Source organism: Streptomyces sp. NPDC026500, from assembly GCF_055567635.1.
In genome coordinates this window covers 11,236-26,603 of record NZ_JBVHQB010000038.1, presented here as the reverse complement: position 1 = coordinate 26,603, position 15,368 = coordinate 11,236, and the positions used below count along the sequence as shown (strand labels likewise).

Sequence of the window (15,368 nt, the reverse complement as noted above, 5' to 3'; positions counted from 1 at the left end):
AAGTCGGCGGGGAGATGGCCCGGGCACGGCGCTGGATGCCTGCGGCGCCGGGGTGAGATGCCCGACGATCTGTGGTCGGCTTCGACGGCGTCCGGTGAGCCGTCGGGCGGCCTGTCGTGCAGCTCTCTGCAAGGGCGGCGGCGCAGCTGCATGTGCTGGTAGTACGCATCAGACAGGTCAGCGGCATCACTGATGCGCGCTACCCGGATGGGATGGGCTGCCTACCGGTGTCTCCAGTGACCCAGACGGGTGACCTGCCCGGCAAGAGAGAGGGCAGAACGTCACCTGTATGGCGGGTGCGCGGGGGTCGTGTCCCCGCCGTCGCGGACGCCCGCCGGGCTTCCAGGATGCCTGCGTGCGCCCTTGTTCGCGGCGCTGCGCAGGTGACCGTTCCCGTGCACGTACGGCAGAAGGAGCGGCTGCTGCTGCGAAGCGGCACCGCACTGCTTCATGGTTCACCGGTGTACGGCAGCTACTCCCCATGGTCTACGGCCTGTTCCCGGCTGCCGGGCGCTCGGGTGCCTTGATCTGCACACTTCTCAGTGATCAAGGGTTCAAGCAGCGCTCGTGCGGTTGCGTCCCGGCAGCTGACGAAGCTTGCTTGTAAAGGCGTCCCGGCACGTCGTGCCAACCGGGCTGTCGAAACACGAGCAGGAGGCCAGGTCCTTGATGAACAGCACCATGTCGGAAGCCGTAGTGGCAGGGGTCGACGGGCGAACCCTGGAGACCCTGCCCGTGCCCGACTGCTTCACGGCGGCGACGATCCGGGCCAGCGACGTCGGCATGTTCGAGGGGGTGGAGGACAAGGACGTACGGAAGTCTCTGTTCGTCGACGAGATACCGATGCCCGAACTGGCTCCGGACGAGGCGCTGGTCGCGGTGATGGCGAGTGCGATCAACTACAACACGGTGTGGTCTGCCATGTTCGAGCCCGTGCCGACGTTCCAGTTCCTGAAGCAGATGGGGAAGGCCGGCGGGTGGGAGGCACGCCACGATCTCCCCTATCACGTGGTGGGATCGGACGCTTCCGGCGTGATCGTACGAACCGGTTCCTCGGTCCGTAGGTGGAAGGTCGGGGACCATGTGGTCGTCGCACCCGCCTATGTCGACGAGCAGGACCCCGACACGCACCGCGACGGGATGCTCGGAGACGGGCAGAAGGCCTGGGGCTTCGAGACGAACTTCGGTGCTCTGGCCCACTACGCCATCGTGCGGGCAAGCCAGCTGATGCCCAAGCCGGCACTGCTGAGCTGGGAGGAGGCGGCCGTCAATCCTCTGTGCGCCAGCACCGCCTACCGCATGCTGGTGAGCGACCGTGGCGCGCAGATGAAGCAGGGGGACGTGGTTCTCGTGTGGGGGGCGACCGGTGGCCTGGGCTCGTACGCCGTCCAGCTGGTGCGTAACGGGGGCGGCATTCCGGTCGGCGTGGTGAACTCCGAGGAGAAGGCCGCCCTGCTGCGGTCGTTGGGCTGCGAGGCGGTCATCAACCGCTCGGACATCGAGGACGGGGATCCCACCGCACTGGAGCGGCCACAGGGATGGAAGAAGGTCGGCGCGGCCATCCGCCAAGCGGTGGGTGAGGATCCGCACATCGTGTTCGAGCACGTGGGCCGCAAGACGTTCGGGGCTTCGGTCTTCCTCGCACGCCGCGGCGGAACCGTGATCACGTGCGGCTCCAGCACCGGATATGAGCACACCTACGACAACCGCTACCTGTGGATGCGGCTGAAGCGGATCATCGGCAGCCACGGCGCCAACCTGCACGAACAGACCGAGGTGAACCGGCTGTTCAGCCTGGGGCATCTCGTGCCGGCGCTGTCGAAGACCTATGCCCTGAGTGATGTGGGGGCGGCTGTCAGGAGCGTGCAGACCAATCAGCACATCGGCAAGGTCGGCGTACTCTGCCTGGCCCCGAGCCCGGGTCTGGGCGTGACAGACCCACAGGCCCGGGCGAAGGTCGGCGAAAGCCGCTTGCGGCTCTTCCGGAGCTGAGCCCCGTCGAAGACCCGGGCGTCCGCTCACTCCATCGCGCGCCCGTGCAGAGCGGTCGAGGCGAGCGGAGGAGCGCACCGTCAAGGGCCTGAAGCCTTGCGCGCGCTCCAGTCCCACGGCGCTGCAGGTCAGCTCGCGCGGCGCAGGAGGGCTCCGGCGAGGTGCTCGGCAATGGCCTCCACGTAGGGCGGGTCGATCAGTGACAGGTGATCACCCTGAACGGGGACGACCTCGAGCGAGGGGCACAGCGGAGCCCAGCCCAGGTCCTGCTCCGATCGCAGGTAGCGCGGGTCGAGGGCCGTCGTCAGCGGCTGGGCCTCTTGAGCCCGGTACAGCACGACGTGCCCGTCGTACGGCCCTGGCTGGTAGCGCTCTCCGATGCGGGCGTCGATGTAGGAGGTCCGCTGGTGTTCCAGGATGCCGGGGCTCATGCTGAGGCCGGCTTCGGCCACCCGTCTCATCACGAGGTCGATCTGCTGCTCGTCGGGAGTGGCGGCGAGCTCCTCGTAGGGGAGGTCCAGGCGGTGTCCGTAGGTCTGCTCGATGTATTGGGCGAACCGGCCGAACCGCTCCAGCAGCATGTCCTGAGAGTTCAGCCCCGGCAGAGCGGCGGGCAGGATGGTGTCGATCAGCCCCAGGAAGCCCACGGCCCGGCCCTGGTCGCGCAGTTGGCGAGCGGTCTCGTAGGCCAGGCAGCCGCCGAAGGACCAGCCCAGGAGGTGGTAGGGCCCCTCGGGCTGAAGCTCGGTGATGATGCGCAGGTAGTGAGCCGCCTTTTCCTCCAGTGTGGCGACCGCGTCCAGCCGGTCGAGTCCGTAGACGGGCCGGCCGGCGGGAAGCAGCTGGACAAGAGGGCGGTAGACGGACGTCGGGCCACCCGCGGGGTGGAAGGTGAACAGCGGTGAGCGGGAGGCACCGGGCTGGGCTTCGCGCAGCGTGCGTACGACGGACTCGGCGGTGCCGTTGACCGCGGGCCGGATCAGGTCCGCAAGGGCCGCGACGGTGCGGGCCTGGACGACCTGCTCCTCGGACAGGGTGACATCCGTGTCGCCGAGGCGCTGAAGGATCGCGTCGGCGAGAGCCCGGGCCGCGTGCGTGTCGCCGCATGCGGCGATGAAGTCGTCGTGGACGCCCTCGGGGCGGGCACCGATCGTGTCGGCCCAGACGCTCGCCACGAGGCGTTCGGCGGCGTCCCGGGGACCGATGTACGTGGGCAGGGGAGGGTGTGTGTCCCTGTCGGCCGCATGCGGCGTGTCCTGCGCAACCGGCCCGGACACGCGGCCGCGGTGCTCAAGTCCCAGTTCGCCCAGCACCATGTCACTGAGGTCGCGGAGACTGGCTCCCCGCAGCAGGAGCTTGGGGGACAGGTCCAGCGCGAAGTCCTGCCTGACCGCGTTCTGGATCCGCACCGTCATGAGGGAGTCGAGTCCCAAGTCCGTGAGCGCGGCGCTCTCGTCAAGATCATGCACCGTGAAACCCATGACCGCCGCTGTGCGTTTGGCCAGTCGCTCGCAGACCTTGCCGGCGGCGGCGTCGCCCAGTCCTGCGATGCCTTCGGGACCGGCCCAGTCCCCGGCGAGGCCGGTTTCGTCCGAGAGGACCCCGGCGAAGAACGGAATGGCCTCCAGGCCCGGATAGGCAGTCAGGGCGCGTTGGGTGTCCAGGTGCACCACTCCTGTGTACGGCCGCCCGCGGGTGATGAGCGCTTGCAGGGCGTCCAGGCCTTCGGACAGGCGGATGGGTTCCAGTGCCAGAGCCGGGTTGTCCGGTGCGGCACCGACCTGTGCCCACGGACCCCACGCGATGGCGGTCGCGGGACGACCGGCGGCGCGTCGCTGGTGTGCCAGGGCGTCCAGCCATGCGTTGGCGGCGGCATAGGCGGCCTGTCCGGGGGAGCCGAACAGGGCGGCAGCGGAGCTGTAGGCGAGCCACCAGTCGAGGTCGTGCTCGGCGGTGGCGTCCTCCAGGTGTAGCGCCCCCATGACCTTGGGCCTGAAGACCGCGGCGATGTCGGACGGCTGCATGTCGCTGATGATGCGGTCGTGGAGTACGCCGGCGGCGTGGGCGACGCCGCGCAGCGCATGGCCTTCGGCCACGGCGGCTTCGACGAGGCGTTGTGCCACGTCGGGTTCGGCGATGTCGCCCTGGACCACGGTGACGGAGGTTCCGTGCGTGCGTAGTTCCGCCAGGGCTGTCTCGGCTTCCGGGCCCGGAGCCCTGCGGCCGTTGAGCACGATGCGGCCCGCTCCGTGCTCGGCGAGCCGCCGGGCGGTGGCCAGGCCGAGGCCGGTGAGTCCGCCGGTGAGGATGTAGGCGCCGCTGGGACGGGCGAAGGGTACTTCGGCGTACGGCTCGCTCATGTCCGCCCGTGCCAGTTGGGCCACGAGGCGGGTTCCGGCACGCCAGGCGACCTCGTCCGCGTCGCCGTCGGCGAGGATTTCCTGGACGAGGTCGTCCACCAGCCCCGGCTGGGGGGAGATGTCCACGAGCGAGGACCGAAGGTCCGGGCGTTCAAGGGTCATGACGCGGACGAGACCGCGCAGACAGGCCTGGTCGGGGTCCGGTACCTCGCCGGGGGCCGTGGCCAGAGCATTGTTTGTCACAAGCCACAGGCGGGGGACCGGCGCGCCGGGGGAGCCGGCGACGAGAAGCCGCGCCACATGTGCGGCCGCATGGAGTTCGGGAGAGGTCCCCAGTGATGCCGGTCCGGGGCCGAAGAGCATGACGATCGCGGCCCGGCTTTCACCGGTCTGCACCCGCCAGGCGTCCAGCAGGCTGTCGACGGAGCCGTCCTGGTACTCCCCGACGGTGACCGCCACGCCTCTGTCTTCGAGGGCCGCCGCGAGGGGGGCGGTGAGCCGGCCGTCGTCGTTGCCGTGGGGACCGGCCAGCAGCAGGACGCAGGCCGGTGGGCGCGGGACGCCGACGCTGTTCTTCTGCCACTGGATGTCATACGTGATGTCGTCCAGGGGCGCCGCGATGTCGCACGGTTCGATGAGCCGCACTTCCACACCGTGAGCCACGATGTCCGCATCACCGGGGACGCTCTGTGCCTGGATGTCCCATCGACCGTGCGGGCTGTTCGCGGGGGCGTCGTCGCGCGCCGACGCGAAGCACCGGATCCGGTACTCGTCGTCCACCGCGGTGCGCTGCAGCTGAAGGAGCCGCAGCGAGGCCGGGGCGCTTTCGGCCGGATGCGCTTGCGGCCCGGTCGTGTCCTGGCCCGCTCCGGAAGTGACCGGCGCGCACAGCAGGGCGTCGAGCAGTTCCGCCAGCTGGTGGCGGCCGGGAGCCGGCCGGGAGTCGGCTGCCTTCCAGGCGGTGGCCTCGATCAGTGCGGCGTCGTCGCAGGGCCGGTCCGCAGCGAGGGGCCCCGGTGCGGTCAGGACCCGGGCCGATGCGTGGCACAGCCAGGTACCCGCGGCGGACCGTGAGTGGATGGTGACGGCTGCCTGGTGAAGGCCGGACGGCTGCCACACGGTGGTAATGGGTGTACTGGTGGACAGCGGCAGCCACTCGTGCACGACCAGGTCCTCGATGCGCACGCTCGCCAAGTCCGTCCGGCGGATGTCTTCCGCCGCGGCGAGCAGCAGCTCCGCACACATCGGCAGGCCGAGCACAGGCCGCCCGTGCAGGGTGCGGGGCTGCTGTCGGCAATGGGCGGTGCCCGCATCCCCCTGCCACAGGACCCGGCCGGTCTGCGGGTCCTCCACGCGCAGGCCCAGCAGCCCGTGGCTGCCACAAGCGGGTGCCCCTCGCGTTGCCCTGCGGGCGGGGAACCAGTGGCGTACGTGACGCCACGGCGGGGTGGGCAGCGCAACGCGCCGGCCGCTCGGCCACAGCGTGTCGCCGGGCCCTTCGACGCCGGCGAGATGGAGCCGGGCCAGCGCGGCGAAGAAGTTGACGGTGTCGTCGGCGTTCTTGTGCAGGGTGGGCACCACGAGGGCTGTGTCGCCGGATACGGCGGTGAGCGTTTCACCGAGGGGGACAGCGGCGACGGGGTGCGGTGCGATCTCAAGGAACAGGTCGTGGCCGTCTGCCGCGGCGGCGGCCACCGCCTGCTGGAATCGCACCGGCCGACGGGCGTTGGCGCACCAGTAGTCCGCGTCCGGGCGGACGGTCGCGCGCGGGTCGCCGAGGACCGTGCCGTACCAGGGGATCGTGGGCGTGCGGGCCTGAAGGGACGCGAGGGCTTCGCGCAGCGCCGGCAGGATGGGGTCGACCGCGGGGGAGTGGCCGGCTCCGCCCACGGACAGGAGACGGGCCAGGCGGCCTTCCGCCGTGAGGTCCTCGACCAGCTCGCCGACAGGTCCCGCCGGTCCGGCAACGGTGCACCGATGCGGTGAGGAATGCACCGCGATGTCGACGCCCGGGTAGCGGCCGAGGACGTCGGCGCGTTCCTCGTCCGGAAGTTCCACCGCTGCCATGGCACCGGCGTGTTCGGCGTCGATCCCTGCCAGCTCCACCGAGCGGTGCAGGATCACCTTCAGGCCGTCACGCATGTCCAGTGCACCGGCTACCACCGCCGCGCTGACCTCTCCCATCGAGTGGCCGATCACCGCGGCGGGTTCCACGCCGTGGCCGCGCAGGGTGTCGGCGAGCGCACATTGCAGGCCGAACAGGAGCGGCTGGACACGGTCCACGCTCGTCCCCTGGTCGGCGCGGATGAGGTCGGTCAGGGAAGTGCCCAGTTCGGAGGCGAACACGGGGTCCAGCCGGGCCACGGACCGGGTGAAGACCGGGCTGTCTCTCAGCAGGCGGCGTCCCATACCGGGCCACTGGGAGCCGTAGCCGGAGAAGACGAAGACCGGCCGCCGGGGGCCGGGCCGCTCACCCTGGACGCCGGGCGCGATGACGCCGGGCACGGATTCGTCCCGCACGAGTGCGGCCAGTGCGTCGGCCAGGTCGCTGCGCGTTCTGGCCACGACAGCTGCGGTGACGGGTCCGCGGCGGTGGTGGGCGAGGGTGTGGGCGAGGTCGGTGAGCGGCGGCAGGTCGTCCCTGGAAGCCAGCCGGTGCGTGAGGCTGGTGGCGACGTCACCGAGCCGGTCCTTCGAGCGTGCGGTGACGAGCAGGACGTGCGGGAGAGCGCTGCCCGCTTCGTCGGCACCCGCCCGCGCGCCCGGCCGGTGGGGTGTCTGCGCGGGGTGCGGCGCCTGCTCCAGGACGACGTGCGCGTTGGTGCCTCCGAATCCGAAGGCCGACACGCCGGCGCGGTGCGGCCGGTCGCTGCCGCCCGGCCACGGGGTCGGCTCGGTGACGACCCGCAGCCCGAGGGCCGTGAAATCGATGTGCGGGTTGGGGCTGTGGAAGTGCAGGGTCGCGGGAAGCTGTCCGTGGTGGAGCGACAGCACCGTCTTGATCAGGCCGGTGACGCCCGCCGCCCCTTCGAGGTGCCCCAGGTTGCTCTTGACCGAGCCGATGAGCAGCGGGCGGCCGGCCGGCCGGCCGCGCCCGAGGACGGCGCCGAGGGCGCCTGCCTCGATGGGGTCGCCCAGCAGGGTGCCCGTGCCGTGTGCCTCGACATAGTCGATGTCGGCGGCTTCTGCACCGGCGTCGCGCAGGGCACTGCCCAACAGGGCCTGCTGGGCGATGGGGTTGGGTGCCATGAGACCGGCCGAGCGGCCGTCGGAGTTGACGGCGGTGCCACGGATGACCGCGAGGATCCTGTCACCGTCGCGCTGGGCATCGGCGAGCCGTTTGAGGACAACGACACCGCAGCCCTCGCCCCGGGTGATGCCGTCGGCGCTCGCGTCGAAGGGTTTGCATCTGCCGTTGTCCGCCAGGGCGTCGGCCTGGTCGAAGTTCACGGTGACGGCCGGAGACAGCAGCACGTTGACCCCCGCTGCCAGCGCGGTGTCGCTTTCACCGCTGCGCAGACTGCGGCACGCCTGGTGGACGGCGACGAGGGACGACGAGCACGCGGAATCGATGGTCATGCTCGGGCCGTGCAGGTCCAGTAGGTAGGACAGCCGGTTCGCGGCGATACTGCCTGCCGCTCCGGTACTGGTCCAGGCGGTGACACGTGACAGTTCCGCGGTGGTCAGATGCCCGTATTCGAGCGCGCTGATGCCGACGAAGACGCCGGTGGCCGTTCCCTGCAGGGCCGGGGCGGCGATCCCCGCGTGGTCGAGGGCTTCACAGCCCACTTCGAGAAGGAGCCGCTGCTGCGGATCCATGACCTCGGCTTCGCGGGGGGCGATGCCGAAGAAGTCGGCGTCGAAGCCCTCGATGCCATCCAGGTACCCGCCCCACCGGGTGGTGTGGTCCAGCACGGCGGCGGTGTCGGGGCTTCCGTCGTCGAAGTCCCGCCAGCGTTTGTCCGGGACGTGACCGACCGCATCGGTACCGGTGAGGAGGTGCTGCCAGAAGGCATCGGGCCCGTTGATGCCGCCGGGCAGACGGCATCCGATGCCCACCACCGCAATGGGCACGGCCCCATTGACCGGGCTGCCCCCGTCGGCTGAGCGCTCGGCGGCGTGGGCAGGCTGTCCGGGCGGCGCGAGGCGGTGAAGGAGCTGCCCGATGGTCGGGTTCTCCCACAGCAGGGTGGCGGGAAGCGACACGCCGAGGAGATGCTCGAGGCGCCCGCTGAGATCGACCGCATCCCGTGACGTGAGGCCGTATTCGGGCAGGGGGCGTGTGTCGTCCAGCTCGTCCGCCGGTACGCCGCACAGGCTCGCGACGAGTTCTCGCAGCACGGAGCGCAACTCCGCGGCGTCCGGCGCTCCTGTGCGCACCGGATCGTCGGCGTCCGGCGACCCGGGGCCCGTCCCTCTGTCGGCCTGCTCCCCTGCTGCCGTCATGTGCAGTCAGCCCCCTTCTGCGCCGCGTGCTTCGGCTGCGGCCACTCGCCTGCCAGATAACGCTCGCGGCAGGCCGTGCGCGCGACCTTGCCGCTCGTCGTGTGGGGCACCGTGTTGGGTGCCGCGAGGACGAAGTCGTGGACCGCGATGGCATGACTGCCGACGACCGCGGCGCGCACCGCGCGGGCCACCTCCTCGCGGACCGTCTCGGGGTCGGCGAGGTCGCGGGTGTGCTCGGCGACGACGACGAGCTTCTCGCCCTCCTCGGTACTCACGGCGAAGGCCGCGGAGTGGCTGCGCCGCAGGGCCGGGTGTGCGTTCTGCACGGTCTCTTCGATGTCGTGCGGGTAATGGTTGGTGCCGTCGACGATCACCAGGTCCTTGGTGCGTCCGGTGACGTAGAGCTGCTTGTCGTACCACATCCCCAAGTCGCCGGTGCGCAGCCAGCGCTTGGAGGGATCCTCGGGGCTGTCTCCGTCCAGGACCGCGTGGAACGTTGCCCGGCTCTCCTGGGGACGGCGCCAGTAACCACGCCCGACATTGGGCCCCTTGATCCAGATTTCGGCGACGGTGCCGTCCTCCTGCCTGCGGTGCGTCGTGGCGTCGACGATGGCGACTTCCTGGTTGGTCGGCCGGCCGCAGGCGACCAGTTCGCTGACGGCCCCGCCTTCGGTGGGCTCTGCCACGCGAGCGTTGCCCTGCGCCAGCATGTCCCTGTCGAAGGGGGTGACGGTCGGCTCTTGCGTCAGGGGCGAGGCCGTGACGAACACGGTGGCTTCCGCCAGACCGTAGGAAGGGCGCATCGCCGTTCTGCGCATGCCACAGGGTGCGAAGGCCTCCTGGAACCGTGTCAGTGTCTGGGCACGAATCGGTTCGCTGCCGTTGACCATCGCGGCTACCGATCCCAGGGACAGGGCGGCGCGGTCCTCTTCCTTCACCCGCCGGACGCAGTAGTCGTAGGCGAAGTTCGGCGCCGCGGTGACAGCGCCGCCGTACCGTGTGAGCAGGTGCAGCCATCGCGCGGGCTGCTGGACGAACGCCAGCGGATCCATGAGGACCGAGGGAACGCCGCCGACAACCGGCAGCGCGATCATCAGCACCAGGCCCATGTCGTGGTAGAGCGGCAGCCATCCAACGGCACAGTTGTGGCCCCGGCGGATGTCGTATGCCTCCAGCGCCTGGCGGGCGTTGGTGCAGACATTGGCGTGGGTGATCTCCACCCCGGAGGGGAACTTCGTCGATCCCGACGTGTACTGCAGGTAGGCGCAGTCCCCCGGGGTGACGTGCCCGAGCGGTTCCTGCGCGTCGTCACCGTCGTGCGCCTGGAGGTCCTCCAGGGTCGTGACGCGCATGCCGGGCACGATCCCGCGCTCGGTGCAGAAGTCCGTCACCGATGCGCGCTGCTCCTGGGTGGAGATGGCCAGCAGGGGCGCGGCGTCATCCAGCGAGGCGGCCAGCTTTTCGCCGTGACCAGGCAGGGAGGGCGGGAACAGGGGGACCGCGACGGCGCCGGCGCAGGCGGCTGCCAGGAAGCCGATGACATAGTCCAGGCTCTGCGGCGCGACGATGGCCACTCGCTCACCGATCGCTCCCGCTGTACGCAGGCCCGTCGCGGTGGCCCGGACCTTGTCGTGGAGCTGTTTCCAGGTCAGCTCATACGGGATGCCGTCTCTTTCGCTGCTGAAATCCACGAAGGTGAACGCCGTCTCGTCGGGCGTATGCAATGCGTTCTGAGACAGATGGCGGTTGAGCGTATCTCCCATAGCAGACGGCAATGCGTCACCAAGCCTTCGTTGCGTTCGGACAGGATCGAAGGACTTCCCCGTCGGCTCGATGGAGACCGGCATGTGCGACAGTGCCGTGCAGCAGCGGGCCCGTGTCCCTGGTTCGGCGCCTTGGTCCGGGATTTCCGGACATGCGCGCAACGAAGATCAGAAAAACACGAACCTGATCAGAGAATTGTGTGACACGCCGTAATCGATGCAGGCCGTGGCCCGTCAGCAGAGGCAGTCGATGCCGATGGACACGGCTCAAGGACGGTGGCCCCGGGCTCCGGAGGGCCGCGGCGTGTCGGTTTTGAGCGCCGCGTCGCGCATCCCCGAGTATGGGTGAACCCGGTTGGGTCCTCTGACCCTTTGGCGGTCCTCGCCATTGATACCGGGCTCACTCACGGGAACTGTTGATGAGCCGACTGCGCAGTCGCGGCATCCTGGTAGCCGTCATTCTGCCCTCTTTCATGACGGCTCTGGACGGCACTGTCGTCAACGTGGCTCTGCCGCAGATCCAGACACAACTCGCCCTCGACGAGTCCGGGCTGAAGTGGGTGGCTGCCATCTACCCACTGGTGCATTCCAGTTTTCTTCTGATCGGCGGGCATCTGGCGGACAGCAAAGGCCGACGCCTGACCCTTCTGCTCGGCGTCGTCGTCTTCACGCTGTCGTCGATGCTGTGCAGCGCAGCGCATCACGCGGCGGCGCTCATCGCGGGCCGGGGGCTGCAGGGCATGGGGGCTGCCCTGATCCTCCCCGCCTCCCTGGCCGTCCTGTCGCACGACCTCCCACCCCGTTCCAGGAACGCAGGCGTCACCGCTCTCACCGTCGCGCTGGCCTCCGCCCTGGCAGGCGGCCCCGTCCTGTCCGGCCTGATCACGGAGCACCTGGGATGGAACTGGCTCTTCGCGGTCAACGCGCCCATCGGGGCCGTATGCCTCCTGTTCTGCCTGGCATGCGTGCCTCACCCGTCGGCATCGGGCCCGGCACCGGACGATGCCGACGTTCCCGCCACGTCACTGCGCGCGGTCGCCCTGGTCTGCCTCCCTGTCGCAGGACTTGCGTACTGCCTCATCGAAGGACCCCGCGACGGGTTCAGCGCTCCCCGCATCGTGACCGTCGCCCTTCTCTCAGCCCTGTCCTTGCTCACGCTCGCTGTGAAGTCATCACCTCACCGACGGGCCACCATCGCCGTCCTCTTCGGACGGCGCGCCTTTACGGGCGGCCTCATCACCCAACTCCTCTGGGGCCTGGGAGTCAGCGGGGTCTACTTCTTCACCACGCTGTACCTGCAGAACGTTCTGCACCTGAGCCCCACCTCCACCGGGTTCATGTTCACGCCGGTGGCTCTGTCGCTCCTGATGACCGCTCCCTTTGTCACGGCATTGGCCCGCCGCTGGGGGGACGGGCGGGTGGCCGCGACGGGAATACTTTTCGTGGCTCTGGGCCTGCTGCTGGTGGCCGTGGGGAGCAGGCACGGCGACTTCGTCGACCTCTTGCCGGGGTTGGCGACGATCGGTGTCGGCTCGGCCCTGGCGGTTCCCCTGACCACACGGGCTCTGGAGTCCTCGCCCGACCAGCTGTCCGGCATCGCCGCGGGGCTGTTCAGCGCCACCCGAGAAGCATCCGGCGTCCTCGGCATCGCCGTGGTCGGTCTGATTGTGACGCTTGCGCAGCGCTCAGCCATGTCGACGGGCGCGAATTCCGAGCACGCCTTTCTGATGGGTTACCAGGCCGGCCTGTACACCGCTGCGTCTCTGGTGGCTTTCGGCGTACCTGTGGCCCTGTGGGGACTGCGTAAACACGTATGCACCCGGCACGGCTGCTGCGTGGTGACCGACGCTCGAGTGTCCAAATGAGCTGTGGCCATGGGCCCGGCGCGATGCAGCAGCACTCGATCACCGTCCTGGTGAGCCGGCCGGTGCGCCAGGGCATGTCCGTGTGCGAACGGGGTGACCCGCTCCGCCAGGGCAGTACTTGGGCCGTGGCATCCGGCACGCTCTGAGCCCCGCTCCACCGCCCTCATTCGAAAAGAGGAAGGCAGGCCGGTCCCGGACCGGCGCAGCTATCCGTGGATGTGGTTGTTGATGTCGCCGACAGAGAAATTGATGACGGACCCTCCACAAAGGAGGAGCAGGCAGGTTCCGCTGTCAGGCGGCAAAGGGGGTACCGGTGCCGGCGCTACTTGCACGGTGGCCGTGCTGTTCGACGCGCCGCAGTTCTGGTTGCCGTTGTAGGCACCTGTGATCGTGTGCGTGCCAGGGGTGGTGAACTTGGTGGTGTATCCCGCCTTCCCATCGGCACCGACACGCACCGTCCCCAGGAGGATGTCGCCGTCGAAGAACGTCAGCCCCAGCCCGCTTGTGGCGTCGGCGGCGCAGGCCACGGTTGCCGTCAGCCGAACGCTTTCACCCACGCTCGCCGACGAGGGCGTTGCCTGGACTGTCGTCGTCGACTGCTCGGCCGCCGCCGCCGGAGAAGCGAAGGCCACGACCGCAGCCAGCGCCGCAGGGGCGATCGTTTTCCAGGGATTCCATCCTCGCTGACCTGACACTGCTACTCCTCGTGGTACTGGCCGGGTGGGCGGGTTCGCCACAACTGGTCAGATCGTCACCCATGATCCGCGGTCCCGCATTCCTGCTCAGGGACTTCCAAATCCCTCGTTCGGGGCATGCACTTGATCCAAGCGGACCGTGCGTCACTCGCACGGCACACGGCCCGGCGACCTGCACACCCTGCGCCTCTCGCGGGGGGAGGCACGGTGAAGCCGGGGCAACGGCGCTCACTGCAGGGCGCCGTACGGGCGGGCTCATGAGGGGAGTGACCAAACGCTCCGTGCCTCCAAATGCCGGAGGCTCAGCCTGGCCCCTGCGCGTGAGGCTTCGGGCTGTCGCCCGTCCTGGAGACCTGAACGCTGCCGGGCCGGGCAGTCCCAACCCGGGCCAGGCGGTATCCCGATTGAATCCTCCCCCAGCTAAAGCAGGGGGATTCCTGGCTCACGCGGTGCTCCTGCTCGATCCCGGCGCTGCCCGGCAGAGCAGCGAGGGGCCCGGCCGTGAACCGGCCGGACCCCTCGTCAGGTCCCATCGTGCTGCAGGCCGTCAAGCACGGCGCGGACGCTCACGGGACGCCGCAGGCGCTCGCCGGAGGGCGCGCGGGGACGGCAGCCTGTCGAGCACTCAGGAAGGAGGAACGGCTACGCCAGACCGTACGCGGAACCGCACTGCTCCTTGTCACCCTTCACGGCGCAGACATTGACGACGATCGGGGTCCCCTCCGCGATGTTGCCGGTTTTCCAGCCGGAGTTGTAGTACGCGGAGTGGCCTCGCGTGGTCGCTTTGCGGTACCCGGCCGCGTTGGACTGCGCCGCCGCTTCGGCTTCGATGCCCCAGCCGTCGCTCAGGATGTCGCGGACTTCGAGGGCGTCCCCCGGGATGGGCGGGGTGACCGAGTTGTCGGGGTCGGCGTTCCAGTCCGCGAAGCCCGCGCGCACATGGTTGTTGTAGACCTCAATGCTGTAGTTCTTGCCGACCCTGTCCACGCTGAACGTGAAGTTCGGGTCGGCGGAAGCACTTCCGGCCCCCGAAAGGACTGCGCCACCCGTCAGGCCGGCCACGGCGACAGCTGTGCCCAGGAATCGCTTGAAGTTCCGCACTTTTTGAGAATCTCCCGTGATGAAGGGCGCCTTGGTCAGAGGGGCCCCGAGGTCGGGGGCCGCCAACTGGTGCAACGCAACCCCCCGGTCCCTGTGATCATACGATGCACATGACAACCGGCGCCGGACCGTTCCGGCCCGGGCCCTGCGGCCGCCCGGCGCGGGCGAGGGCATGTGCGAGAGCGACCGGTCACGTAGTTGCGGCGGCCCGCTGATGGCCGGCGTCTGTCCGCTGCGCTCCCGCTTCACCTGCGGGACGGGCAGGGGCCTCGTGGCTGTGTCGCCATCGGGACGCGGAGCCGGGTTCGGGCCATGGGATGCCTCATGTCTCCGAGTTGAAGTCTCCAGCCGCGGTCCTGGACCGCTGGGACCTTGACGGGCACTTGGTGCCACGCACGTCCACGTGGGTGTCGAGCGCACCTGCGGCCGCACATCATGCGCTCATCCGGGCCGTGTTGCTCACCGGAGCCCACGCGCTACCGCTCCGGACGGGGCTGTCCGGCGGGCGCGTACGGGGTTGTTGCCAGCGATCCGATCGTGGTTTCAGGTGCTGCTGTGGGGAGTTGACGTCGTCGTCGACTGGGCACGGCCTTCGGCGGCGCGGTGGGCCGTCTTGGCCCGGCAGGCGGTGGGGCCGCTGTTGCGCATGACTTCCCGCGTGATGGCCGAGGCTCAAGTGGTCCAGGCTTTTGGCGGTGTTGGTGCAGGGATGCTTCGGCCGGTCACAGTGTGATCTGCCGGCGTTCCTGCTGGGTGAGTCTGCCGCCCGGCGTCACGCTCTGCGTCGGCGGTCTTTGAATCCTCCCCCAGCTGAAGCAGGGGGATTCCTGGCTCACGCTGCCTGCGGGTCAGCGACCCAACAGGTCTTCCGCGATCGACACCAGCCGGGTTGAAACCAGCCCGGTTTGATCCAGCAAAGCTTGGAGGTGCATGTGCTGTCCTGGCTCTCGATCAGCACGGTGTGCACGCTTGGTTCTCGCACCGCACGGCGCGCAGCGTACCCAATCAGGTGGACGGTGTTTCGCCCTGGGGGCGAAATCCCGTTTCCTGCCCTGCTCCGCAGGAGTCCGATTCTCCCCCGCAAGCGGGAGGTACCCCCACCCCGGCCTGACGGCCGGGGCATCCTCGGAGGAACCCGGTGATGTC

Annotated in this window: 7 protein-coding genes; 3 read left to right on the top strand and 4 right to left on the bottom strand. The window is 69.5% G+C overall.

Annotation, left to right across the window (positions count from 1 at the left end; translation table 11 throughout):
- Nucleotides 1-669 precede the first annotated feature (669 nt).
- Nucleotides 670-1,992 carry a crotonyl-CoA carboxylase/reductase gene (ccrA, locus tag ACZ4N5_RS40050; protein ID WP_467761897.1) on the top strand — a complete coding sequence of 441 codons (1,323 nt, stop codon included), beginning with the start codon at nt 670-672 and terminating at the stop codon, nt 1,990-1,992.
- Nucleotides 1,993-2,120: 128 nt separating this feature from the next.
- On the opposite strand, the gene ACZ4N5_RS40045 is transcribed toward ccrA, so the two are convergent.
- Together ACZ4N5_RS40045 and ACZ4N5_RS40040 are read right to left on the bottom strand one after the other, a co-directional pair.
- Entirely contained in the window at nt 2,121-8,798 is a 6,678-nt protein-coding gene (locus ACZ4N5_RS40045) for an SDR family NAD(P)-dependent oxidoreductase (RefSeq protein WP_467761896.1), read from the bottom strand.
- Nucleotides 8,795-10,522: a fatty acyl-AMP ligase gene (locus ACZ4N5_RS40040; RefSeq protein ID WP_467761895.1), complete on the bottom strand. Its 1,728-nt coding sequence runs from the start codon at nt 10,520-10,522 to the stop codon at nt 8,795-8,797. Before ACZ4N5_RS40040 ends, ACZ4N5_RS40045 begins: the two co-directional genes overlap by 4 nt.
- A 458-nt stretch (nt 10,523-10,980) precedes the next feature.
- Between ACZ4N5_RS40040 and ACZ4N5_RS40035 the strand changes: the two genes are divergently transcribed.
- Nucleotides 10,981-12,426, top strand: a complete 1,446-nt coding sequence (locus tag ACZ4N5_RS40035; protein WP_467761894.1) for an MFS transporter — start codon at nt 10,981-10,983, stop codon at nt 12,424-12,426.
- The gene (locus ACZ4N5_RS40030) at nt 12,423-12,572 is read left to right on the top strand and encodes a hypothetical protein (RefSeq protein WP_467761893.1); all 150 of its coding nucleotides are present in this window, start codon (nt 12,423-12,425) and stop codon (nt 12,570-12,572) included. The genes ACZ4N5_RS40035 and ACZ4N5_RS40030 overlap by 4 nt, the downstream gene beginning before the upstream one ends.
- A gap of 60 nt (nt 12,573-12,632) precedes the next feature.
- On the opposite strand, the gene ACZ4N5_RS40025 is transcribed toward ACZ4N5_RS40030, so the two are convergent.
- A complete protein-coding gene (locus ACZ4N5_RS40025) occupies nt 12,633-13,121 on the bottom strand; it encodes an Ig-like domain-containing protein (protein ID WP_467761892.1) in 489 nt (162 codons plus the stop codon).
- Between the two features lie 642 nt (nt 13,122-13,763).
- Nucleotides 13,764-14,222 (bottom strand): hypothetical protein, encoded by a 459-nt coding sequence (locus ACZ4N5_RS40020; RefSeq protein WP_467761891.1) that lies wholly within the window; start codon nt 14,220-14,222, stop codon nt 13,764-13,766.
- Nucleotides 14,223-15,368 lie beyond the last annotated feature (1,146 nt).

What these genes read in the sequence shown, in the direction of transcription:
- ccrA (WP_467761897.1), top strand. Translation starts at nt 670, where the DNA reads ATGAACAGCACCATGTCGGAAGCCGTAGTGGCAGGGGTCGACGGGCGA.
- ACZ4N5_RS40045 (WP_467761896.1), bottom strand. Translation starts at nt 8,798, where the DNA reads ATGACGGCAGCAGGGGAGCAGGCCGACAGAGGGACGGGCCCCGGGTCG.
- ACZ4N5_RS40035 (WP_467761894.1), top strand. Translation starts at nt 10,981, where the DNA reads ATGAGCCGACTGCGCAGTCGCGGCATCCTGGTAGCCGTCATTCTGCCC.
- ACZ4N5_RS40030 (WP_467761893.1), top strand. Translation starts at nt 12,423, where the DNA reads ATGAGCTGTGGCCATGGGCCCGGCGCGATGCAGCAGCACTCGATCACC.